This window comes from Castellaniella sp. (assembly GCF_041675725.1).
Classification (GTDB): Bacteria; Pseudomonadota; Gammaproteobacteria; order Burkholderiales; family Burkholderiaceae_B; genus Castellaniella.
This window is the reverse complement of sequence record NZ_JBAYTI010000001.1, coordinates 76,821-97,226: the sequence shown is the minus strand read 5'-3', so window position 1 is coordinate 97,226 and position 20,406 is coordinate 76,821. Positions and strand designations below refer to the sequence as shown.

The 20,406-nt window shown below is 65.9% G+C and carries 20 protein-coding genes and 1 pseudogene; 15 read left to right on the top strand and 6 right to left on the bottom strand.

Annotation, left to right across the window (positions count from 1 at the left end; genetic code table 11):
- Positions 1–5: 5 nt before the first annotated feature.
- The 5 genes from gloA to glyQ are packed head-to-tail and all read right to left on the bottom strand — an operon-like array spanning position 6 to position 4,772.
- On the bottom strand, positions 6–401 hold the full coding sequence (gene gloA, locus WCZ84_RS00470; RefSeq protein ID WP_372684278.1) for a lactoylglutathione lyase: 396 nt from the start codon (positions 399–401) through the stop codon (positions 6–8).
- A 42-nt stretch (positions 402–443) separates the two neighbouring features.
- Positions 444–1,199: a lysophospholipid acyltransferase family protein gene (locus tag WCZ84_RS00465; protein ID WP_372684277.1), complete on the bottom strand. Its 756-nt coding sequence runs from the start codon at positions 1,197–1,199 to the stop codon at positions 444–446.
- Positions 1,199–1,750: a D-glycero-beta-D-manno-heptose 1,7-bisphosphate 7-phosphatase gene (gene gmhB / locus WCZ84_RS00460; protein ID WP_372684276.1), complete on the bottom strand. Its 552-nt coding sequence runs from the start codon at positions 1,748–1,750 to the stop codon at positions 1,199–1,201. Before gmhB ends, WCZ84_RS00465 begins: the two co-directional genes overlap by 1 nt.
- Positions 1,747–3,885 (bottom strand): glycine--tRNA ligase subunit beta, encoded by a 2,139-nt coding sequence (gene glyS / locus WCZ84_RS00455; protein ID WP_372684275.1) that lies wholly within the window; start codon positions 3,883–3,885, stop codon positions 1,747–1,749. The genes gmhB and glyS overlap by 4 nt, the downstream gene beginning before the upstream one ends.
- Positions 3,882–4,772 carry a glycine--tRNA ligase subunit alpha gene (gene glyQ, locus WCZ84_RS00450; protein ID WP_372684274.1) on the bottom strand — a complete coding sequence of 297 codons (891 nt, stop codon included), beginning with the start codon at positions 4,770–4,772 and terminating at the stop codon, positions 3,882–3,884. Before glyQ ends, glyS begins: the two co-directional genes overlap by 4 nt.
- A gap of 140 nt (positions 4,773–4,912) precedes the next feature.
- Between glyQ and WCZ84_RS00445 the strand changes: the two genes are divergently transcribed.
- Genes WCZ84_RS00445 through thyA form a run of 3 tightly spaced genes read left to right on the top strand, consistent with a single transcriptional unit; the run spans position 4,913 to position 7,546 of the window.
- Positions 4,913–5,680: a crotonase/enoyl-CoA hydratase family protein gene (locus tag WCZ84_RS00445; RefSeq protein ID WP_372684273.1), complete on the top strand. Its 768-nt coding sequence runs from the start codon at positions 4,913–4,915 to the stop codon at positions 5,678–5,680.
- Positions 5,681–5,714: 34 nt separating this feature from the next.
- Positions 5,715–6,533, top strand: coding sequence for a CoA ester lyase (locus WCZ84_RS00440; protein WP_372684272.1), 819 nt, complete (start codon positions 5,715–5,717; stop codon positions 6,531–6,533).
- Positions 6,530–7,546 (top strand): thymidylate synthase, encoded by a 1,017-nt coding sequence (gene thyA, locus WCZ84_RS00435; protein WP_372684271.1) that lies wholly within the window; start codon positions 6,530–6,532, stop codon positions 7,544–7,546. Before WCZ84_RS00440 ends, thyA begins: the two co-directional genes overlap by 4 nt.
- Positions 7,547–7,587: 41 nt before the next feature.
- On the opposite strand, the gene WCZ84_RS00430 is transcribed toward thyA, so the two are convergent.
- Positions 7,588–8,010, bottom strand: a complete 423-nt coding sequence (locus WCZ84_RS00430; protein WP_372684270.1) for an OsmC family protein — start codon at positions 8,008–8,010, stop codon at positions 7,588–7,590.
- Positions 8,011–8,156: 146 nt separating this feature from the next.
- Between WCZ84_RS00430 and WCZ84_RS00425 the strand changes: the two genes are divergently transcribed.
- From WCZ84_RS00425 to WCZ84_RS00370, 12 genes and pseudogenes are all read left to right on the top strand, one after another.
- Positions 8,157–9,830: a cbb3-type cytochrome c oxidase subunit I gene (locus WCZ84_RS00425; RefSeq protein WP_372684269.1), complete on the top strand. Its 1,674-nt coding sequence runs from the start codon at positions 8,157–8,159 to the stop codon at positions 9,828–9,830.
- Positions 9,831–9,832: 2 nt separating this feature from the next.
- Positions 9,833–10,465 carry a cbb3-type cytochrome c oxidase subunit II gene (locus WCZ84_RS00420; RefSeq protein ID WP_372684268.1) on the top strand — a complete coding sequence of 211 codons (633 nt, stop codon included), beginning with the start codon at positions 9,833–9,835 and terminating at the stop codon, positions 10,463–10,465.
- Positions 10,462–11,043: a cytochrome c gene (locus WCZ84_RS00415; RefSeq protein ID WP_372684267.1), complete on the top strand. Its 582-nt coding sequence runs from the start codon at positions 10,462–10,464 to the stop codon at positions 11,041–11,043. The genes WCZ84_RS00420 and WCZ84_RS00415 overlap by 4 nt, the downstream gene beginning before the upstream one ends.
- Before the next feature lie 48 nt (positions 11,044–11,091).
- Positions 11,092–11,727, top strand: coding sequence for an SCO family protein (locus tag WCZ84_RS00410; protein ID WP_372684266.1), 636 nt, complete (start codon positions 11,092–11,094; stop codon positions 11,725–11,727).
- Positions 11,724–12,320, top strand: coding sequence for a hypothetical protein (locus WCZ84_RS00405; RefSeq protein ID WP_372684265.1), 597 nt, complete (start codon positions 11,724–11,726; stop codon positions 12,318–12,320). The genes WCZ84_RS00410 and WCZ84_RS00405 overlap by 4 nt, the downstream gene beginning before the upstream one ends.
- Before the next feature lie 23 nt (positions 12,321–12,343).
- Complete coding sequence (coq7, locus tag WCZ84_RS00400) at positions 12,344–13,060, top strand: 2-polyprenyl-3-methyl-6-methoxy-1,4-benzoquinone monooxygenase (protein ID WP_372684264.1); 717 nt, start codon at positions 12,344–12,346, stop codon at positions 13,058–13,060.
- 467 nt (positions 13,061–13,527) lie between these two features.
- Complete coding sequence (locus WCZ84_RS00395; protein ID WP_372684302.1) at positions 13,528–14,643, top strand: glycosyltransferase; 1,116 nt, start codon at positions 13,528–13,530, stop codon at positions 14,641–14,643.
- Positions 14,644–14,681: 38 nt separating this feature from the next.
- Positions 14,682–15,956 (top strand): Vi polysaccharide biosynthesis UDP-N-acetylglucosamine C-6 dehydrogenase TviB, encoded by a 1,275-nt coding sequence (gene tviB / locus WCZ84_RS00390; protein ID WP_372684263.1) that lies wholly within the window; start codon positions 14,682–14,684, stop codon positions 15,954–15,956.
- Positions 15,957–15,963: 7 nt separating this feature from the next.
- Positions 15,964–16,989 (top strand): SDR family oxidoreductase, encoded by a 1,026-nt coding sequence (locus WCZ84_RS00385; protein WP_372684262.1) that lies wholly within the window; start codon positions 15,964–15,966, stop codon positions 16,987–16,989.
- Positions 16,970–18,184: a glycosyltransferase family 4 protein gene (locus WCZ84_RS00380; protein ID WP_372684261.1), complete on the top strand. Its 1,215-nt coding sequence runs from the start codon at positions 16,970–16,972 to the stop codon at positions 18,182–18,184. Before WCZ84_RS00385 ends, WCZ84_RS00380 begins: the two co-directional genes overlap by 20 nt.
- Complete coding sequence (locus tag WCZ84_RS00375) at positions 18,181–19,314, top strand: glycosyltransferase family 4 protein (RefSeq protein WP_372684260.1); 1,134 nt, start codon at positions 18,181–18,183, stop codon at positions 19,312–19,314. Before WCZ84_RS00380 ends, WCZ84_RS00375 begins: the two co-directional genes overlap by 4 nt.
- Positions 19,226–20,326: pseudogene (locus WCZ84_RS00370) on the top strand (glycosyltransferase); the annotation flags it as partial. The gene WCZ84_RS00375 and the pseudogene WCZ84_RS00370, both read left to right, overlap by 89 nt.
- Positions 20,327–20,406 lie beyond the last annotated feature (80 nt).

Here is a 20,406-nt window from a genome sequence, read left to right as displayed (position 1 = left end):
TGTAGTCAGTTGGCCCGGCTGTCGCGCTGGATGAGCTCGATCTTGTAGCCGTCTGGATCTTCGACGAAGGCGATGACGGTGGTGCCGTGTTTCATGGGGCCCGCGTCGCGCACGACCAGGCCCCCCCGCGCCTTGATGGTGGCGCAGGTATCGTAGGCGTCTTCGACTTCGATGGCGATGTGGCCGTAGCCGTTGCCCAGATCATATTCGGAGGTTTCCCAGTTATGGGTGAGCTCGATGACCGCCCCATCGGATTCGGGCTGGTAGCCCACGAAGGCCAGGGTGAACCGGCCGTCGGGGTAATCCTTGCGGCGCAACAGCTGCATGCCCAGGATCTCGGTGTAAAACATGAGTGAACGCTCGAGATTGCCGACTCGCAGCATGGTGTGCAACAAACGCATGGCGATGCTCCTTTGTAGTCACCTATCCATCATACGCAAAATTCAGCGGGCTGCGGGCGCGATGTCCACCCGTTCGCCGGCATAGCGTTCGGGATTCAGGCGGCGCATCTCGGCCTCGATCCAGTCGCGTACGGCCCGGTTCAGGCTGGCCGGGCTATGGCCTTCGGGAGAAATGGGCGGGCCGAAGGATACCGTGACCAGGCCGGGGGTCTTGAGAAACGCGTTGCGGGGCCAGCATTCGCCCGCGTTGTGGGCCACCGGTACCACCGGGACCCCGGTCTTGCAGGCCAGCAGGGTGCCGCCCTGCTTGTAGCGGCCCGTTTCCCCCGGGGCGACCCGCGTGCCTTCGGGGAACAACACCGGCCAGCGGCCTTCGGCCAGCCGGCGGCTGCCCGTGCGCACCACCTGGTCGAATGACTCGCGCCCTTTGGTGCGGTCGATGGGGATCATGCTCAGCAGGGCCAGGCTCCAGCCGAAGAACGGCACGTAATGCAGCTCTTTCTTGTAGACGAAGACCACGTCTCGCGGCAGCTTGACGGCAAAGTACAGCGTTTCCCAGGCGGACTGGTGTTTGGACAGGATGATGGCCGGCCCGTCGGGGAGATGCTCGCGCCCCAGCGCCTGATAGCGCATGCCCAGAATGACCTTGGCACCCCACAAGGCCATGGCGGGCCAGCCCAGGGTGAGACGGTAGCGCCACCCCAACGGCAGTGGCGCCCACAGGACGCAGCAGATCGCGTAGGGGACGACGGTGACCACCAGGAACGCCATGTAGGCTGTAGAGCGCAGCCAGACCATCAGGCGTCTCCCAGCAGCCGGTCGACCACGGCCGAAAGATCATCGCAGACCTGGGCGCCCGAAGGCAGCCCCCCGGGACCGCCCGCCGCCTCGAGTGTCGCGCGCCCCTTGCCGGTGAGCACCAGCCACGGGGCGCAGCCGCAGGCCGCGCCGGCCTGCAGGTCGCGCAGGCTGTCACCGACCAGGGGCACGCCCGCGAGCGGCACGTCGAACCGCTGGGCAATGTCGTGCAGCATGCCTGGCCGGGGCTTGCGGCAGGCGCAGTCATCGTGCGGTCCGTGCGGGCAGAAGAAGATCGCGTCGATGCGCCCGCCGGCCTCGGCGCAGGCGTCGCGCATGCGGGCGTGAATCGAGCCCAGGGTCTCCATCGTGAACAGGCCGCGGGCGATTCCCGATTGGTTGCTGGCCACCACCACGCGCCAGCCGGCCTGGGACAGGCGGCCGATGGCTTGCAGGCTGCCCGCGATCGGCTGCCATTCTTCGGGTGACTTGATGAACCGATCGCTGTCGTGGTTGATGACGCCGTCGCGATCCAGGATGATCAGCTTCATGGAGCCAGCCTGGAGAGGTCGGCCACCTGGTTCATCAACTGGTGCAGGGCCTGCAGCAGGGCCAGGCGGTTGCGGCGCAGCTGCATGTCTTCGTCCATGACCATGACTTCGTCGAAGAAGCGGGTCACGGCGTCATGGGCCTGCGCCAGCAGGCCCAGGTTGGCCACGAAGTGCCCGGCCTGGAGTTCGGCCTGAGCCTGGGGCCGCAAACGTTCGAGGGTGGCCGCGAGCTGCTGTTCGGCCGGGTCTTTGAGATGCTCGGGGTGCACGTGCTCGGGCACGGCGTCGGCTTTCTTGAGCAGGTTGCGGATGCGCTTGTCGGCGGCCGCCAGGGCCGTGGCTTCAGGGCTGTTCTGGAAGCGCATGCAGGCCTCGATGCGCGCCGGGATCTGATGCACGGGAGGGCGCAGCGCCAGGACGGCGTCGATCGCCGCCCGGTCCAGCGTGGGCATCAGCTGGTGGCGATAGCGCTCGAGCACGAAATCGAGGACGGCCGGTACGGTATCTTCGGCCAGCGTGCCGGCGGCGAACTGTGCGGCGGCTTGCTGCAGCAGGGCCGACAGCCCGACCGGGCTTTCCTGGCTGACCGGCAGCAGGCCACCGGCCACCAGCTGTTCGTAGGCGCTGATCAGGCCCAGGGCCGCCCGCCGCAGGCCATAGGGGTCGCGTTCGCCGGTCGGGACCAGGCCGATTCCCCAGATCCCCACCAGGGTTTCGGCGCGCTCGGCCATGAACAAGACGGCCGTCGTCAGGGTCTGCGCCGTGACGGGGGTGTCCAGGCGGATCTTGTACTGGTCTTGCAGAGCGTGTACGACTTCGTCGGGCTCGCCATCGTGGGCCGCATAGCGTGCGCCCATGATGCCTTGCAGTTCGGGGAATTCGCCCACCATCTGCGTGCCCAGATCAGCGTGCGCCAGCAGGGCGGCGCGCTCGGCCAGCGACACCGAGCCCCCGAGCCGGGGCGCCAGCCAGCCGGCCACCGCCTGCACCCGGTGAGTGCGCTCGAGCTGCGAACCCAACTGGTTGTGGTAGACGCTGTGGGCCAGGTCGGCCACGCGCTCGGCCAGCGGGATTTTCAGATCGGCGTGGTAGAAGAACTGGGCGTCGGCCAGCCGCGGCCGGACGACGCGCTCATTGCCGTGAATGATATTGGTCGGGTCGGCCAGCCGCATGTTGCTGACGATCAGGAAGCGGTTGGTGAGGGCGCCCGTATCCGGCTCGAACAGCGGGAAGTATTTCTGGTTCAGCCGCATGGTCAGGATGAGGCATTCGGATGGGACTTCGAGAAAGGCCGGGTCGAATTGGCCCGCGTACGTGGTGGGGTATTCGACCAGCGCGCAGACTTCGTCCAGCAGGTCGTCGACGTCCGGGCCGCTGCCTATGGTCGCCCCGAAGGCCGCCGATGCCTCCGCGAGCTGCTGTGCGATCAGGCGGCGGCGCTGGGCGGGCGAGGCGATGACGTGGCCTGGATCGGCCAGGGTGGCGGCCCAGTCGTCGGCCGAGGCGATGGTCAGCGGCCCGGCGCACAGGAAGCGATGCCCCAGCGTGGTGCGCCCGGCCTGCAGACCCAATGCCTGGACGGGTACGGTGTCTGGCCCCCACAACGCCAGCAGCTGGTGGGCGGGCCGTACGAACTTCACGCTGGTGTGGCCGTCGGCCAACTGGTATTGCATGACCTTGGGAATGGGCAGATGCGTGAGCGTGTGATCCAGGGCGTGCTGCAGCCCCTGGGCCAGCGTGCTGCCCGCCACCTGGCCCTCGGCATACAGCATGTCGTGCTTGCCGTCATGGCGTCTGACCAGGCTTGCCGGATCGACGTGCGCCAGGCCCTTGGCTTCGAGTTTCTTGCGCAGGGCCGGGGTCGCCTGGCCCTGAGCATCCAGGCCGATGTGAGCCGGCATGAGCTTTTCGGACCGTTCGTGATCGGGGGCCTGGCCGCGCACGTGGGTGATACGCACCGCCAGGCGGCGCGGCGTGGCGAAGGCTTCAGCGGTGCTTGGGGTCTCGAGCAGATCGTGCTCGCCGAGGATCTGGCGTATCCCGTCGGCAAAGGCCTTGCCCAGGGCTTCGAGCGCCCTGGGGGGGAGTTCTTCGGTCAGCAGCTCGACCAGCAGCGTGCGCGTGTCCTGGGTCATGCCGCCTCCAGCATCGGAAAGCCCAGCTGCTCGCGCGACCGATAGTAGGCATGTGCGACGGCTCGCGACAGATTGCGGATGCGGGCGATATAGGCAGCCCGTTCGGTGGTGCTGATGGCGCCGCGGGCGTCGAGCAGATTGAATACATGCGCCGCCTTGAGCGTGGACTCGTAGGCGGGCAGTGCCAGCGGGATGTCGATCAGGCGCCGGGCTTCGGCTTCGTGATCGTTGAAGTGGGCAAAAAGCATGCGGATGCTGGCGTGTTCGAAGTTATAGGCGGATTGTTCCACCTCGTTCTGGTGAAAGACATCCCGATACAGCACGGCCTGGCCATCGGGACGGTGCGTCCAGACCAGGTCGTAGACCGACTCGACCCCCTGGAGATACATGGCCAGCCGCTCCAGGCCGTAGGTGATCTCGCCCAGCGTGGGTTTGCAGTCGAGCCCGCCCACCTGCTGGAAGTAGGTGAACTGGGTGATTTCCATGCCGTTGAGCCAGACCTCCCAGCCCAACCCCCAGGCACCCAGGGTGGGGTTTTCCCAGTCATCCTCGACGAAGCGGATGTCGTGTTCCCGGGGATCGATGCCCAGCGCGCGCAGGGATTCCAGGTAGCGGTCCAGGATGTCGGTGGGTGCGGGCTTGAGCACCACCTGGTATTGATAGTAATGTTGCAGCCGGTTCGGGTTTTCGCCGTAGCGCCCGTCTTTGGGGCGGCGCGACGGCTGCACGTATGCGGCATACCAGGGCTCGGGGCCGATGGCGCGCAGGAAAGTGGCGGTGTGGGAGGTGCCCGCGCCGACCTCCATGTCGTAGGGTTGCAGCAGGATGCAGCCCTGGTCGGCCCAGAATTGTTGCAGCGATAAAATCAGTTGTTGGAATGTGAGCATAGTGTGGCGGTTGGCCCGCTAGGTTGGCAGAATTCGATCGGGGCACGGTCGGTGGCGAACGGCCTCGAAACGGACATTTTATCCAGTAGCGCCCATTTCGTTCATTCGGAGGGGCCTGCGGAACCTTTCAAGGAGTCATCATGAGCCATATGGTCGAAGTTCGACGCGACGAATACGTACTGATCATGCAGTTGAATCGCCCACAGGCGCGCAACGCCATCAACCAGGAAATCGCGCAGCAGCTGGCGGCCGCGCTGGACGAGCTCGATGCCGATCCCAGCCTGCGCCTGGGGGTGCTGACTGGCGCGGGCGGCCATTTCTGCTCGGGCATGGACCTGAAGGAATTCGCCGCGACCGGCAAACGCCCGTACGTTGGCGACCGGGGCCTGGCGGGGCTGTGCGAGCGGCCACCGGCCAAGCCGCTGATCGCGGCCGTCGAGGGCTATGCGCTGGCCGGCGGCTGTGAACTGGTCCTGGCCTGCGATCTGGTCGTCGCCGCGCGCGATGCCCGCTTCGGCCTGCCGGAGGTCAAGCGCGGCCTGGTACCCGGATCGGGCGGCATGCTGCGTCTGCCGGCGCGGATCCCGTATCATATGGCCATGGAGGCCGTGCTCACCGGAGACCTCTACGAGGCCGAGCGTTGGCACGCGCTGGGCCTGGTCAATCGGCTGGTCGAGCCGGGCCAGGCGCTCGCGGCGGCCGTGCAGCTGGCTCACCAGGTGGCGGTCAACGGGCCCCTGGCCGTGCGTGCGGCCAAGGCCATGATTACGCAATCGCGCAACTGGCGCCCCGAAGACATGTTCGATCTGCAGCGCCCGCGCATCGCGCACGTGTTTGCATCCGAAGATGCGCGTGAAGGCGCGCGGGCCTTCGCCGAGAAGCGCGCGCCCGTCTGGCAGGGGAAATGAATCCGCTGCGCGGCTCATGTTCATAGGGGGATCCATGTCTGCCATCTCGATGCGTTCAGCCTTGTTCGTACCCGCCCTGCGTCCCGACCGGATCCCCAAGGCCTTTGCCAGTGGCGCCGATGCGGTGATCGTAGATCTCGAAGATACCGTGGCGCCAGAATCCAAAGCGCAGGCGCGCCAGAGCCTGGCGCGCTATGCCGATGCGCACCCGGGGCAGCCGCTGTGGGTGCGCATCAACGACGCCACCACCCCGTGGTTTGAAGACGATCTGGCCCTGTGCCGCTCGCTGGCGTCCGTGGCGGGCATCATGCTGCCCAAGGCGCAGGCTGCCGAGCAGGTGTATTTGGTGTCCGGGGCGGGCAAGCCGCTCATTCCGGTCGTCGAGTCAGCTGCAGGGCTGCGGGCGCTGGATTCCATTGCGCGGGTCAGCAGCGTGGCGCGCCTGTCGTTCGGCATGCTGGACATCATGGTCGATTTTGGCACACGGCCCGGTACCGATGCGGCCCGCATGATGCTCGACCAGGTCCGCTTTCGCGTGCTCGAAGTCAGCCGCTCCCAGGGCATCGGTGCGCCGCTCGACGGGGTCCAGGCGGATTTCACCGACCTCGACGCCTTGCGCGTGTCGGCCAGCTTCGCCCGGGACCTGGGGTTTGCCGGCATGCTGTGCATCCACCCCGCCCAGATCCCGGTGGTGCACGGGGTCTACCGTCCATTGCCCGAAGAAATCGACTGGGCCCGACGGGTCATTGCGCACGCCGATACCACCGGCGACTACGCTTTTCGGCTGGATGGCAGCATGGTCGATCTGCCTTTGATCGAGCGGGCCCGCCGCATACTGGAGCAAATGACGTGACCCCTTACCTGGATCTGGTGCGCACCATTTTCGAACAGGGCGCCTGGCGGGCCAACCGCACGGGGGTGCGCACACTCAGCGTGCCGGGCGCCAGCATGCGGTTCGACTTGCGCCAGGGGTTTCCGGCCGTCACCACCAAGCGCCTCGCCTTCAAGGCCGCCATGGGCGAACTGGTGGGTTTTCTGCGGGCCGAAGACAGCGCCCGCCGCTTCCGCGAGCTGGGGTGTGGCGTATGGGACCAGAACGCCAACGAAAACCAAGCCTGGCGCGACAGCCCCTGGCGTGACGGGCCCGACGACCTGGGCCCCGTCTATGGCGTCCAGTGGCGCCAGTGGCCGGCATACAAGTTGTTGCCGGATCATGAAGAGGCCCGCATCCAGGCGGCCCAGGCCCTGGGTTACCGGCGGCTGGGCCGCATTCTGGAAGGCCGCGAACAGGAAGGCCACGAACACGAAGGCCACGAACACGAAGGCCACGAACCGCACGTGCTGCTGTACAAGCCGATCGACCAGCTGCGCGCCTGCCTGGACACGCTGATGCGTGATCCCGGCAGCCGGCGCATGCTGTTCCATGGCTGGAACTGTGCACAGATCGAGGAAATGGCCCTGCCGCCCTGCCATCTTCTATATCAGTTCCTGGCCAATCCAGACACGCGCGAGCTGTCGCTTTGCCTGTATATCCGCAGCAACGACGTGGGGCTGGGCACGCCGTTCAACCTGGCGGAAGGGGCCGCGCTGGCGCACCTCATGGCCCGCCTGAGCGGCTACGAGGCGCGCTGGTTCACGTATTTCATCGGCGATGCGCATATTTACGAAACCCACGTCGACATGCTGCGCGAGCAGCTGCAGCGCGAGCCTTACGCCCTGCCGCAGCTGTGCCTGTCAGATAGGGTGCCTGCGTATGCCGATACGGGCCGCTACGAACCCGAGTGGCTCGACCGGATCGAACCGGGCGATTTCACACTGGTAGGCTACCGGCATCATCCGCCCCTGACCGCCCCGATGGCGGTCTGAGCGCCGGGCGGGCGCCCCGGCGGCATGGACGGCAGGTTCGATCAGGCTTCGATGATTTCGATCGAATGGCTGATCTCGGCTGTTTTTTCGAGCATCGCGATGGCCGAGCAGTATTTTTCATGCGATAGCTGAACCGCGCGCTCGACCGCTGGCCTGGGCAAGGCGTGCCCGGTCAGCTGGAATGCGTAGTGGATGCGGGTGAAGACCTTGGGATCCTGCGCGGCGCGCTCGGCCGTCAGGGTGACGCGGCAGGCGGTCAGCTTGTGCCGGCCGCGCTTGAGGATCAGCACGACGTCGTAGGCTGCGCAGCCCCCGGCACCCGACAACAGGGTCTCCATGGGGCGGGGCGCCAGATTCTGGCCCCCGCCGTCGGGGGCGCCGTCCATGGCCAGGACATGGCCGCTGCCGGTACGCGAGATGAACAGCATGCCCTCGGGGCCCTGCCAGTCCAGTGTGCATTGCATGAAATACCCCTATCACGTTCGTGGAAATAAATCACGCAATTTCTGCTGCGGATTTATCATGGATCAAATCTGACGCTACAATATCGCGTTGTCGAAGCCCGTGATACGCGGTTTTGGCGCGCTTTCAGAAACCATCGGAAATGCCCGTGGATACCATCACCGTATTGCTCCTGACATTCATTCTATCCGTCACCGGCCTGGGTGTGTTCATCTGGTCGCTCAGACGCAATTTGTTCGACGACAACCCAGAGGCCGCCAAAGTCATCTTCTCGACGGGCGAAATCGGCCACGTCGAAGATCCGTCGGCCACTCCAGAGCAGCTCGAGGGCCTGCAAAGAACCATGATCGAGGGCGGCACGGTCGCCATCGATGAAAGCAAGGCCGCGCAGCTGCACGAAGAGCTGGCGGACCGGATGGTGTCGGACCAGTCCACGGCCAAGGTGACTTTCGTCTTTCTGTGCTTTGCCATCATCTGGCTGGTGCTGGCGTCCACGTTCGGGCTCATCAGCTCCATCAAGCTGCACAACCCCGAATTCCTGACCGACTACGCCTGGCTGACGTTTGGCCGTACGCGGACCCTGCACCTGAACATGGTGGCCTATGGCTGGTGTCCCATGGCGGCTTTTGGCGTGGCCATCTGGGTGTTGCCGCGCCTGCTCAAGACCCGCCTGTACGGCGGGGGGTTCGCGCTGCTGGGTTGCGCGTTCTGGAACGTGGGCCTGACGGCCGGTCTGGTCAGCATCGCCATGGGCATCAACGATGGCCTCGAATGGCTCGAGGTGCCCTGGCAGCTCAGCATCCTGATCGTCATCGGCGGTGCGCTGATCGCCTTCCCGCTGGTCTTCACGCTGCGCAACCGCAAGGTCAAGCACCTGTACGTGTCCATCTGGTACATGGGGGCGGCCTTGTTCTGGTTCCCGGTGCTGTATCTCGTGGGCAAGGTGCCGGGCGTGCACTTCGGGGTCGAGCAGGCCGCCATGAACTGGTGGTTCGGGCACAACGTGTTGGGCCTGTACTACACCCCCATTGCGCTGGCGTCGGTGTATTACTTCCTGCCGAAGATCATCGGCCGGCCGATCCAGTCATACAACCTGTCGCTGATCGGTTTCTGGGCGCTGGCCTTCTTCTACGGGCAGGTCGGCGGCCACCACCTGGTCGGCGGCCCGGTGCCGCACTGGCTCATCACCCTTTCCATCGTGCAGTCGATGATGATGATCATCCCGGTGCTGGCTTTCTCGGTCAACCAGCACCTCACCATGCGCGGCAATTTCAAGACCATGGCGTACTCGCCCACCCTGCGCTTCATCGTGATCGGGGCCATGATGTACACGCTCAGCTCCTTCCAGGGCTCGTTCGAGGCCCTGCGCAGCATCAGCACCGTGGCGCACTTCACCCACTTCACGGTGGCGCACGCGCATCTGGGCTTGTACGCCTTCTTCAGCATCGTCATGTTCGGCGCCATCTATTTCGTGATGCCGCGCGTGATGGCCTGGGAGTGGCCCTACCCCAAGCTGATCAGCCTCCATTTCTGGCTGGTGACGCTGGGCATCGGGGTGTATTTCGTCACCCTGTCCATCGGCGGCTGGCTGCAAGGCCTGGCCATGCTGGATGCCGCCCGGCCCTTCATGGATTCGGTGCACGTCACCATGCCTTGGCTCGAGGGTCGCTCCATCGGGGGCACCATGATGACACTGGGCCATCTCGTCTTCGCCGCACACTTCGTGCTCATGGCCCTGCGCTATGGCGCCCGGCGTGTCGGCCCCGCCTTGTTGCGTGAACGCAAGTATCAGCCTGAAAATCAGGCAGTTGCAGGTGCCTGATCATGGATAGCGAATACAAACTTCTCAGCGGCGCGATGGTCACTCTCGCGCTGGCCACCGCCACCCTGGTGGTGCTGCCTTATCTTCAGCTGGACGACATGCAGCCGTCCCCCGGGCTCAAGCCGTATACCGAGCAGCAACTGCGCGGTCGGCAGGTCTATATCGAAATGGGCTGCGTCTACTGCCATTCACAGCAGCCGCGCAGCCAGTCGCAGGCGCCGGACTTCCAGCGCGGCTGGGGCCGTGCGCCGGTGGCAACCGACTACTACTACGACCGGCCCCACTTGCTGGGCACCATGCGTACGGGGCCCGACCTCTTCAACATCGGGGCGCGCCAGCCCAGTGTGGACTGGAATCTTGGCCACCTGTACCAACCGCGTGCCTATGTGTCGGGCAGCAACATGCCGGCATTTCCGTTCCTCTTCGAGCTCAAGGACACGGCAGGGGCCAATGACAAGGTCATCAACCTGCCGCCCGAATTCGCCCCGCAGGGCAAGGTGGTCGTGGCCAGCCAGAAGGCACTGGACCTGGTCGACTACCTGGTCGGCCTGGATCATACCTATCCGATCAACCCAGGCGTCGAACTGCCGACATTACCCGATGAGGCGGCCGACAGCCAAGGAGCCCGGAAATGAGCGATTCGAAATTCGTCCAGCAAAAGCGTGAAAACCCCGAGCCCTACGAAGGCAGCCGGCCCATCCCCATCATTGTGCTGACCGTCATCGGCCTGTTGCTGCTGTGGGCGGTGTATCACATGTATTCCACCTTCAACCCCATGCCGGCCTGGGTGGGCGACAATCGGGTCGAGGCCGATTTCGCGGTGCCCGCGTCGGTCGATGGCGCCCAGGTGTACATGGCCAATTGCGTAGCCTGCCACCAGGCCAATGGGGGCGGTGTGCCGGGGGTCTTCCCGCCGCTGTCCAAGTCCGAGTGGGTGGATGCCGACGATGCCGGCGTCATGATCCGCATCGTGCTGCACGGCATTCATGGTCCGATTACGGTCGAGGGCAACGAGTACAATGGCGAGATGCCCCATTTCTCCAAGTTCTCCGACGCCGAGGTGGCTGCCGTGGTCAACCACGTGCGCACCAGCTTCGGCAATTCGGCGTCCGAAACCGATGCGGCTTACGTGGCCCAGGTTCGTGAAGAAACCAAGGGCCAGACAGAACCCTGGAAGGGTGATGAAGATCTGCGGCCGCTGCTCGGCCAATAAGCGGGCTTTGCGCACGCCGGGCGGGTGGGCCGGCAGGCAGGTCCTGATGTGATCCTGCGCTGGTTTCTGGCCCTGGTGCTTGCCATGGCGGCGGGTATCGGGGTCCTGTGGTTTCTGACCGACGGCTTTTCAGCCCTGACGGCCGAAACGGCCCGCAGGCAGTCCGTGGCGCAGCAGCCCAGGCCCATCCCCGATGCACAGGTGCTGGACGATACAGGCCATCTGCAGTCGCTCGATGCCGATCTGCGCGAGGATGGCCGGGTGGCCATCGTCAATTTCTTCTATACGCGCTGCGTCGCCTTGTGCCTGGCGCAGGGATCGCTTACAGAGCAGCTGCAGCAAGTGATCGAGGGCGAAGGGTTGCAGGATCGCATACGCCTGATCAGCATCAGTTTCGATCCACGCGACAAGGCCGATGATCTGGCCCGATATGCCCGCCGCATGCATGCGCGCGATGACGTCTGGCGATTCATGGCCTTCGAGGATCCGCAGCAGATGCACGAGGCGCTGGATCTGTTCGGCATTACCGTGATTCCAGCGCCCCTGGGCGAGTTCGAGCACAATGCCGCCTTTCACGTCGTGACGCCGGATGCGCGCCTGTCCCGCATCCTGGATCTGGATACCCCCGGCCTGGCCTTGCAGGCCGCCCGGGAACTGGCGGGTGCCGCTGGAGTGCAGCCATGATGGCGGGCCGGGCAGCGGCGTGGGCCGCGCTGGCCGCCCTGAGCCTGGCGTTGGCCACAGGCCTGCATGGGCCGCTGACCGCACTCATGAGCCTGCATATGCTGGTGCAGGTGCCGCTGCTGATCCTGGCGGGCGTGTTCGCGCAACAGGCCTGGCACGTTGCGCGCACGGGGCGGTCGGAGGTCGATCCGGGCAGCACAGGCTGGTCGGTCAACGAATACGGCCTGCCTGGTCTGTTGCTGGTGAGTCTGGTGGCGGCGGGCTGGATGATTCCCAAGGCGCTGGACGACGCCTTGCTGGGCGGCGCCGTCACATGGTTCAAGTACCTGGGGCTGCCGGTCTGCGGCTGGATACTGCGGGCTTCGGTGCGGCGCGCCAACATCATCATCAAGGTCTTTTTTCTGGGTAATTTCTGCTGGATGAGCGCGATCGTGGGCATGGTCTATCTGGACCAGCCCGTTCGTTTGTGCAATGCTTACCTCCAGGATGATCAGGAATGGTCGGGCCGGGGCCTGATCGCTTTGGCCATACTCTGGCCGCTGGCCTGGCTGCTGGCCGAAATCCGGCCCATCTGGCGCTTCCTGCATCGCTGACCGATTTTTCGCGAGAATGTCCAATGGCTGCTGATTCGATCCCGGGTGCCCAGGCACCCGACCTGCTTCCACCCCCCGCCCCGGCCGCCCCGGCCTGGGCCCGACGCCACAGTCCGGTGGACCGGCTGCTCGCCGAGCTCGGGCGTGCGTTGCAAGTCCTGGATGGCACCATCCCGCATGCCAGGCCGAACCCGGCCGGGGCGCCTTCGGCCGATGATCCGGTCCTGTCGATACCCGAGGCGCGTCATGCGGCTGGCCTGATGCGGGTCAATCACGTGGGCGAGATCTGCGCCCAGGCGCTGTATCGCGCCCAGGCCATGTTGTGCCGGGATAGGGGCGTACGCGACGTACTGCTCCAGGCCGCCGAAGAAGAAGTCGACCATCTGGCCTGGTGCCGTGAAAGGCTCGATGAGCTCAACAGCCGTCCGAGCGTGTTCAACCCCTTGTGGTATTTGGGCTCGTTCGGGCTGGGGCTGGTGGCCAGCCGGGCCGGCATTCCCTACAACCTAGGCTTCATGGCCGAGACCGAGCGGCAGGTCGAGGAACACCTGAACGGCCATTTGGCTTCGCTGCCCGAGCACGATACCCGGTCGCGGCGTATCGTCACCCAGATGCGCGACGATGAAATCGGCCATCGCAGCACGGCAGAGCGCCACGGGGGGGTGCCTCTCCCGGCGCCGGTCCGGGGGGCCATGCGGCTGATGTCCCGGGTCATGACGACGACGGCCTACCGGCTGTAGGCGCTGGGCGGCCGCATTACCGTTCGCTGATGGGCAACGAGTGTGCAAAAATCCAACAAAGTCATGGCCGATTCCTATTGACAACAAATAATTCTTGCAATGCAGCAAAAAATTAACCTATAATGAATTCATTGGATGTCGCAGCATGTTTTTAAGGGTTTTCCCTAAACATGCAGGCTCGGGCCAAGGCCCTGGTAGCCCGACATGCCCCGGTTGTCTCCTCCACCCTCCTCCTTTGGTGGATTTGGCCCAAGATCTTCCGATCTTGGGCCTTTTTTTTCCGCATCCAGACTGGGCACCCGCCTGCGGGTGGGTCTTCTGTGCCGCAGATCGATGCCGGGTCGCGCCAGATTCTGTTGCAGTTATTGCAGACCTGTGGCGGGCAGGCACGCGACAGATGAACGATAATCAGGGTTTGAACTGATTTTGCCGACCATTCATTGATTGCATCGTCACTGTCCGACGCCCTGAGCTGGCCCATCATCAGCGCCATTGCGTTTCTCGCCGGGGGCCTGATCGTGGTGTCCGAGCGCTGGCATGGCCGCTATACCGGCGACAGCGACCTGCACAAACCGCAGGCCATGCACACGCGGGCCGCGCCGCGGGTGGGCGGCCTGGCCGTCGTGGCGGGCACGCTGGCCGGGTTGCTGGTTCTGGGGCCGCGCAACATGACGCTGAGCTGGTTGTGGCCCGCTCTGTTCGTGGCCGCGCTTCCGGTGTTCGTGGCTGGGCTGCTGGAAGACATCACCAAAGACATCGGGGCCGGCAAGCGCCTGCTGGCCGCCTTCCTGTCGGCCGCCATCGCCTGGTGGCTGCTGGGCGGCATTTCGCGCGTGGGCCTGTCCTGGGTGGACGACTGGCTGTCCGCGTGGCCGATAGGGTCGTTGCTGTTCACCATGATTGCCGTGGGGGGCTGCACCCACGCCCTGAACATCGTCGATGGCATGAACGGGCTGGCGGGCATGATCGCCAGCCTGATCGCGGTATCGCTCGCATTGGTGGCGTGGCAGGTGCAGGATGTGCCCATTTTCCTGATCGCGACCGCACTGGCCTCGGCGACGCTGGGCTTCCTGGTCTGGAATTTTCCCTTCGGGCGCGTGTTCCTGGGGGATGGCGGCGCGTACTTCCTGGGTTTCATGCTGGCCGAGCTGGCTGTCCAGCTGGTGGTTCGCAACCCGGGCGTGTCGCCTTTCTATGCTCTGGCCGTGCTGTTCTATCCGGTGTTCGAGACGTTGTTTTCCATCTGGCGGCGCAAGTTCAAGCGCGGCGTACCGGTGGATCAGCCCGATGCCCTGCATCTGCACCAGCTGGTCTTTCGGCGCCTGGTCCGGATCACCTTCAGCCGGGACCGGCGCCATGCGGTGCCCGCCTTGTGCAATGCCATGGCCTCGCCCTATCTCTGGGTGCTGGCCCTGATCAGCCTGGTGCCGGCGACCGTGTGGTGGGACGACGTGGCCATCCTGAGCCTGAGCATGACGGCGTTTGCGGCGGCCTATATCTGGCTGTACGTCAGGCTGATCACGTGGCGCCGTCCCCGCTGGCTGCTGCTGCCGTCCCTGGGCCGGCGGGTGCGCAATGATTAAAATCCCCTTTGGTGCAACCGATGTCCGGAGAGCGAGTGATGAAATTGAGTGACATCCGCCTGGCTGTCGTGGGTCTGGGCTACGTCGGCCTGCCTTTGGCCGTAGAGTTCGGCAAGCGTCGTGCGGTCCTCGGGTTCGATGTCAACCAGCAACGCATTGCCGAGTTGCGGGCGGGCCGCGACGTCACCCTGGAAGTCGATGCGACCGAGCTGGCCCAGGCAACCCAGCTGCAGTTCTCGAACGATCCCGACGCACTGGCGCAGGCCAATGTGTATATCGTCACGGTGCCCACTCCCATCGACCAGTACAAACAGCCGGACCTGACCCCTTTGGTACGGGCCAGCGAGACCATCGGACGGGTGCTCGAGCAGGGCGACGTGGTGATCTACGAGTCGACGGTGTATCCAGGCGCCACAGAAGAGGTCTGCGTGCCCGTGCTCGAACGGGTCTCCGGCCTGGTGTTCAACCAGGACTTTTTCGCCGGCTACAGCCCCGAGCGCATCAACCCCGGAGACAAGCAGCATCGCGTGGCCAACATACGCAAGGTGACGTCCGGCTCCACGCCCGCGATCGCCGAGCTGGTCGATGCCCTCTATCGCGAAATCATCACGGCGGGCACGCACCAGGCGGCGTCCATCCGGGTGGCCGAGGCGGCCAAGGTCATCGAGAACACGCAGCGCGACGTCAACATCGCCCTGATCAACGAACTGGCCCTGATCTTCAACCGTTTGGGCATCGACACGCAGGATGTACTCGAGGCCGCCGGCACGAAATGGAATTTTCTGCCCTTTCGGCCTGGTCTGGTGGGCGGGCACTGCATTGGCGTCGACCCTTACTATCTGACCCACAAGGCGCAATCGATCGGCTATCACCCCGAGATCATCCTGGCGGGGCGCCGGCTGAACGATTCCATGGGCGGCTACGTGGCCGCCCAGCTGGTGAAGGCCATGACCAAGCGGCGCATCCAGGTGCAGGGCTCGCACGTGCTGGTCTTGGGGCTTGCCTTCAAGGAAAACTGTCCCGACCTGCGCAATACGCGCGTCGTCGACATCGTGCACGAACTGGGCGAATATCACATCGAGGCGGATATCTACGATCCGTGGGTCGATGCCGATGAAGCCGAGCGCGAGTACGGCATGCGGCCGATCGCCGCGCCGGCACCGGGCGCCTATGATGGCATCATCGTTGCCGTTGCCCACGAGCAGTTCCGGGCCATGGGCGAGGCCGCCTTGCGCGCGCTGGGCAAGCCCGAGCACATCCTCTACGATCTGAAGTACGTGCTGGGCAAGCACGAGTCCGATTTGCGTCTCTGAGAATTTTATGTCCTCTTCCTACGATCTGATCCGTACGCAACTGCAGCAGGCACCGCGCACCTGGTTGCTGACCGGCTGCGCAGGCTTCATTGGTTCGAATCTGCTCGAAACGCTTTTGCTGCTCGATCAGACCGTGACGGGGCTGGATAATTTTTCCACGGGTTATCAGCACAATCTGGACGAGGTGCGCGCGCGGGTCGAGCCCGCGCAGTGGGCCCGTTTTCAGTTCATCGAAGGCGACATCCGCGATGCGGATACCTGCCGCGAGGCCACCCGGGGGGTGCAGCACGTGCTGCACCAGGCGGCGCTGGGCTCGGTGCCGCGTTCGCTCGAAGATCCAATCACCACAAACGAGGTCAATATCGGGGGCCACCTGAACACGCTGGTGGCGGCCCGTGATGCCGGCGTGCAGTCATTCGTCTACGCCGCCTCGAGTTCGACCTACGGCGACCTGCCGGGTTTGCCCAAGGTCGAAGACCACATTGGCAGACCCTTGTCGCCGTATGCCATCACGAAGTACGTCAACGAGCTCTATGCCGACGTTTTTTCCCGTACCTGGGGTCTGGATTCCACGGGGCTGCGGTATTTCAACGTGTTCGGGCCCCGCCAGGACCCGGATGGCGCGTATGCGGCGGTCATTCCCAAATGGATCTCGGCCATGATCCGCGGCGAGCCGGTGGTGATCAACGGCGATGGCGAGACCAGCCGCGATTTCTGCTTCGTGGACAACGCGGTGCAGGCCAATCTCCTGGCGGCGCTGGCGGGGCCGCGCGGCCAGAACCAGGTGTACAACGTGGCGCTCAATGCGCGCACGTCGCTCAACGAACTCTTCGGGCACCTGCGCGCCATTCTGGGCCGTCATGGCGTCGAATACCCTCATGCGGCGCAGCATGCCGATTTTCGCGCCGGCGACATCCGGCATTCACAGGCCGACATCACCAAGGCCCGCACCTTGCTGGGGTACGATCCGCAGTTCGACATCCTGCAGGGCCTCGAGTCGGCCATGCCCTGGTATGTCCGATTCCTGCGCTGACCACCACTTATTGATACTGCATCATTCGATGCGGGCGGGCGGGGCGGAACGGGTGGCGGCCTCGCTGGCGGCCTGGTGGCTGGGCCAGGGGCGGCGCGTGACGCTGGTGACCCTGGCGGGCTCTGCGCACGATGCCTACCCCCTGCCGGCCGGCGTGCGGCGTATCGCCCTGGGGCTGGCGCGCGAGAGCCACGGCCCCATCGGGGCGCTGGCCGGCAATCTGCAGCGCTATCGGGCCGTGCGTCGGGTCTTGCGCAGTGAGCGCCCGGACATCGTCCTCGGCATGATGACGCGCCCTTCCATCATGGCCGTTCTGGCGGCGCACGGGCTGGGGGCGCGGGTCGTCGCCACGGAGCACAGCCATCCGCCGGCGCGGCGCCTGCCGCGTTTCTGGGCCTTTCTACGCCGCCAGACGTATCCGCGCGCGTACGCGGTCGTGGCCCTGACCCGACGCAGCGCGCAGTGGCTGGATACGCATGTGCCCGGCGTGCGCGCACGGGTGATCCCGAACGCCGTCGCCTGGCCGATCCCGGGCGGTGAACCCGTCTGCCCGGTGCCTGGTTCGGGCGACCGCCCTTTCGTGCTGGCCGTGGGGCGACTGCACCCTGTCAAGGGCTTCGACTGTCTGATCCGGGCATTCGCGCGGGTGGCCGATGCACAGCCGCAATGGGATCTGGTCATTCTCGGCGAGGGGGCCGAGCGTCCGGCGCTCGAATCGCTGCGCGATCAGCTGGGCCTGCAGCACCGGATCCAGTTGCCGGGGCGCGTCGGCAACGTAAGCGACTGGTACGCCGCCGCCCGCCTGTACGTGCTCAGCTCGCGGACCGAGGGCCTGCCCAACAGCCTGCTGGAGGCCATGGCGGCCGGTTTGCCCTGCCTGGCCTTCGATTGCGAGACCGGGCCCGCCGACATCATCCGCGATGGCGTGGACGGCGTGCTGGTGCCCGAGCGCCAGAATGATACCGCGCTGGCTGCGGCAATGGCCCGGCTGATGGCGGATCCCGCCCTGCGCGCGCAGCTTGCGCGCCGGGCGCCCGAGGTGCTGCAACGCTTTGAGTTGGCGAGGGTCATGAGCCTGTGGGAGGCGCTGTTTCGTGGCGACCCCGAGCCTGGCGACGACGCGGAGCCGGCTTCCGTCACTGACCTGGCTTCTGGCAGCGAACTGGCTTACGGCGCAAAGGACCCAATACCATGAGGTTGCTGTTCCTGCTCAGTTCCCTGCACGGCGGCGGTGCAGAGCGCGTGGCCGCCACCCTGGCCAACGCCTGGGTGCGCCGTGGAATCGAGGTGCGCCTGGTCTGCTGTTATTCGGGACGGGGCAGCAACCGGCAGTCGCTGGACGACCGTGTGCAGATTCAGTGGCTGGTGGACCAGATGCCGCCGGGCCCGGGCTTCATGCGGCCGTTGGCGAAGCTGCGGGCTTTGCGCCGCCTGGTGCGCGGCTATGAGCCCGATCGCGTGCTCTCGTTTCTCACCAACGTCAACGTCACCGCCTTGTTGGCGACCTGGGGCCTGGACGTGCCAGTCGTGGTCAGCGAACGCTCGGATCCCCTGTACGGGCGCAGCGCCGGGCCCTTGTTGCGTGCCCTGCGCCGCTTCACGTATCCTCGGGCGGCGCGGGTCGTCGTGCAGACCGAGACGGGCCGCCAGCACCTGCGTCAGGTGGTACCGGCCGTGCGGCACTGCGTCGTCATCGCCAATCCGCTGCCGCCCGGGTTGCCGCCCCCGAGGCACGCCGAACCCCCTGCAGAGCGCCTGCTGCTGGCGGCGGTGGGCCGTTTCAATCCGGTCAAGCAGTTCGATCGGCTGATCGAGGTGTTCGCCACCCTGGCCGTTGCCCATCCGCGTTGGGACCTCGTGATCTGGGGCGATGGCCCGCAGCGCGACGCCTGCCAGGCGCGGGTGCGGGCGCTGGGCCTGGAGGCGCGCGTTCAGCTGCCGGGCTACCGCCAGCAGATCTGGGCGGCATTGTCGCAGGCTCATGCCTTCATCCTGTGTTCCCGCGTCGAGGGCTTTCCGAATGCCTTGCTCGAGGCCATGGCCCTGGGGCTGCCGTGCGTAGCGACAGACTGCCCGTCCGGGCCGGCCGATCTGACGCGCGAGGGGCGCGATGCCGATCTGGTGCCCTGGGATGACGAGGCGGCCTGGGCGCGTGCGCTGGACCGCTTGATGCGGGCCAGTCCCCAGGCCAGAACGGTGCGTGGACTGGCCGGCGCCGACGCCGTCCGGGCGCGGTATGGGCTGGATGCCATTCTGGCGCGCTGGGATGCACAGGGTCTGGCGTGGTCCGACGCGCACCATGGGCCGGAGGCGGGGCATGGGTGAAGCGCACGGATCGGTGCCCCCGCTGCGCGTGTGGCACGTCATCTCCGGGCTTTGGCACGGCGGGGCCGAGACCGTGCTGCAGCGGTTGGTCACCGCACCCCAGGGCACAGTGCGGCACTGCGTCGTATCCATGCGCGGCCTCGGTGTGCTGGGCCCGCACCTGCAGGCAGCCGGCATCGACGTGATCGATCTGGACATGCGCGGGCCGTTGCGCTCGCTGCGTGGATTGTGGCGCCTGTATCGGCTGATGCGGCAGCAGCGGCCCGACGTGGTCCAGACCTGGATGTATCACGCGGATTTGTTGGGTGGACTGGTGGCCCGCCTGGCCGGGGTGCGGGCCCTGGCCTGGGGGGTGCGTAATTCGGGCGAGCATCTGGCCCAGAGCAGCCGCTCTTCCAGGCGGGCGGCATGGTGGTGTGCGCGCATCTCGGGCGTCGTGCCGGCCGCCATCGTGACCTGCGCGCACCGGGCGGCTCAGGTGCATCGCTCGCTGGGCTATCGGGCGGACCGCCTGGTCGTGATTCCAAATGGCTATGATCTGCAGCGCTGGCGCCCCGATCCGGCCAGCCGGCGCCGTCTGCGGGCGATGCTGGGAGCCGCCGACGACGAGGTGCTGGTGGGATGCGTGGCGCGCTGGAACCCGCTCAAGGACCACGCCAATCTGTTGGCGGCGTTGTCCCAGTGCCGACGCAAGGATCTTCGCCTGCGCTGCGTGCTGGTGGGGCTGGGCATGTCGCCGAACAATGCAGCGCTGATGGCGCTGGCCCGTGATGAGGGCGTGCTGGAGCAGCTGGTCTTGCTGGGGCGGCGCGATGATGTGCCGCAATGGATGGCCGCGCTGGATGTGCACGTGCTGTCGAGCAAGGCCGAGGGCTTTCCCAATGTGGTCTGCGAAGCCATGGCCAGCGGGGCGGCCGCGGTCGTGACCGACGTGGGGGACGCCGCCGAGATCGTGGCCGGGCATGGCTGGGTCGCCGCCCCGGAGGATCCGGGTGCCTTGGCCAAGGCCCTGCAAGCGGCCGTGCACGCCGTGCGCCAGCCCGATTGGCCCTGCCGCCAGGCAGCCGCGCGCGAGTCGGTGGCGCAGCGCTA

Excerpts from the sequence above, each read along its gene's own strand:
- gloA (WP_372684278.1), bottom strand. The coding sequence starts at position 401 with ATGCGTTTGTTGCACACCATGCTGCGAGTCGGCAATCTCGAGCGTTCA.
- WCZ84_RS00465 (WP_372684277.1), bottom strand. The coding sequence starts at position 1,199 with ATGGTCTGGCTGCGCTCTACAGCCTACATGGCGTTCCTGGTGGTCACC.
- gmhB (WP_372684276.1), bottom strand. The coding sequence starts at position 1,750 with ATGAAGCTGATCATCCTGGATCGCGACGGCGTCATCAACCACGACAGC.
- glyS (WP_372684275.1), bottom strand. The coding sequence starts at position 3,885 with ATGACCCAGGACACGCGCACGCTGCTGGTCGAGCTGCTGACCGAAGAA.
- glyQ (WP_372684274.1), bottom strand. The coding sequence starts at position 4,772 with ATGCTCACATTCCAACAACTGATTTTATCGCTGCAACAATTCTGGGCC.
- WCZ84_RS00445 (WP_372684273.1), top strand. The coding sequence starts at position 4,913 with ATGAGCCATATGGTCGAAGTTCGACGCGACGAATACGTACTGATCATG.
- WCZ84_RS00440 (WP_372684272.1), top strand. The coding sequence starts at position 5,715 with ATGTCTGCCATCTCGATGCGTTCAGCCTTGTTCGTACCCGCCCTGCGT.
- WCZ84_RS00430 (WP_372684270.1), bottom strand. The coding sequence starts at position 8,010 with ATGCAATGCACACTGGACTGGCAGGGCCCCGAGGGCATGCTGTTCATC.
- WCZ84_RS00420 (WP_372684268.1), top strand. The coding sequence starts at position 9,833 with ATGGATAGCGAATACAAACTTCTCAGCGGCGCGATGGTCACTCTCGCG.
- WCZ84_RS00415 (WP_372684267.1), top strand. The coding sequence starts at position 10,462 with ATGAGCGATTCGAAATTCGTCCAGCAAAAGCGTGAAAACCCCGAGCCC.
- WCZ84_RS00405 (WP_372684265.1), top strand. The coding sequence starts at position 11,724 with ATGATGGCGGGCCGGGCAGCGGCGTGGGCCGCGCTGGCCGCCCTGAGC.
- coq7 (WP_372684264.1), top strand. The coding sequence starts at position 12,344 with ATGGCTGCTGATTCGATCCCGGGTGCCCAGGCACCCGACCTGCTTCCA.
- tviB (WP_372684263.1), top strand. The coding sequence starts at position 14,682 with ATGAAATTGAGTGACATCCGCCTGGCTGTCGTGGGTCTGGGCTACGTC.
- WCZ84_RS00385 (WP_372684262.1), top strand. The coding sequence starts at position 15,964 with ATGTCCTCTTCCTACGATCTGATCCGTACGCAACTGCAGCAGGCACCG.
- WCZ84_RS00380 (WP_372684261.1), top strand. The coding sequence starts at position 16,970 with ATGTCCGATTCCTGCGCTGACCACCACTTATTGATACTGCATCATTCG.
- WCZ84_RS00375 (WP_372684260.1), top strand. The coding sequence starts at position 18,181 with ATGAGGTTGCTGTTCCTGCTCAGTTCCCTGCACGGCGGCGGTGCAGAG.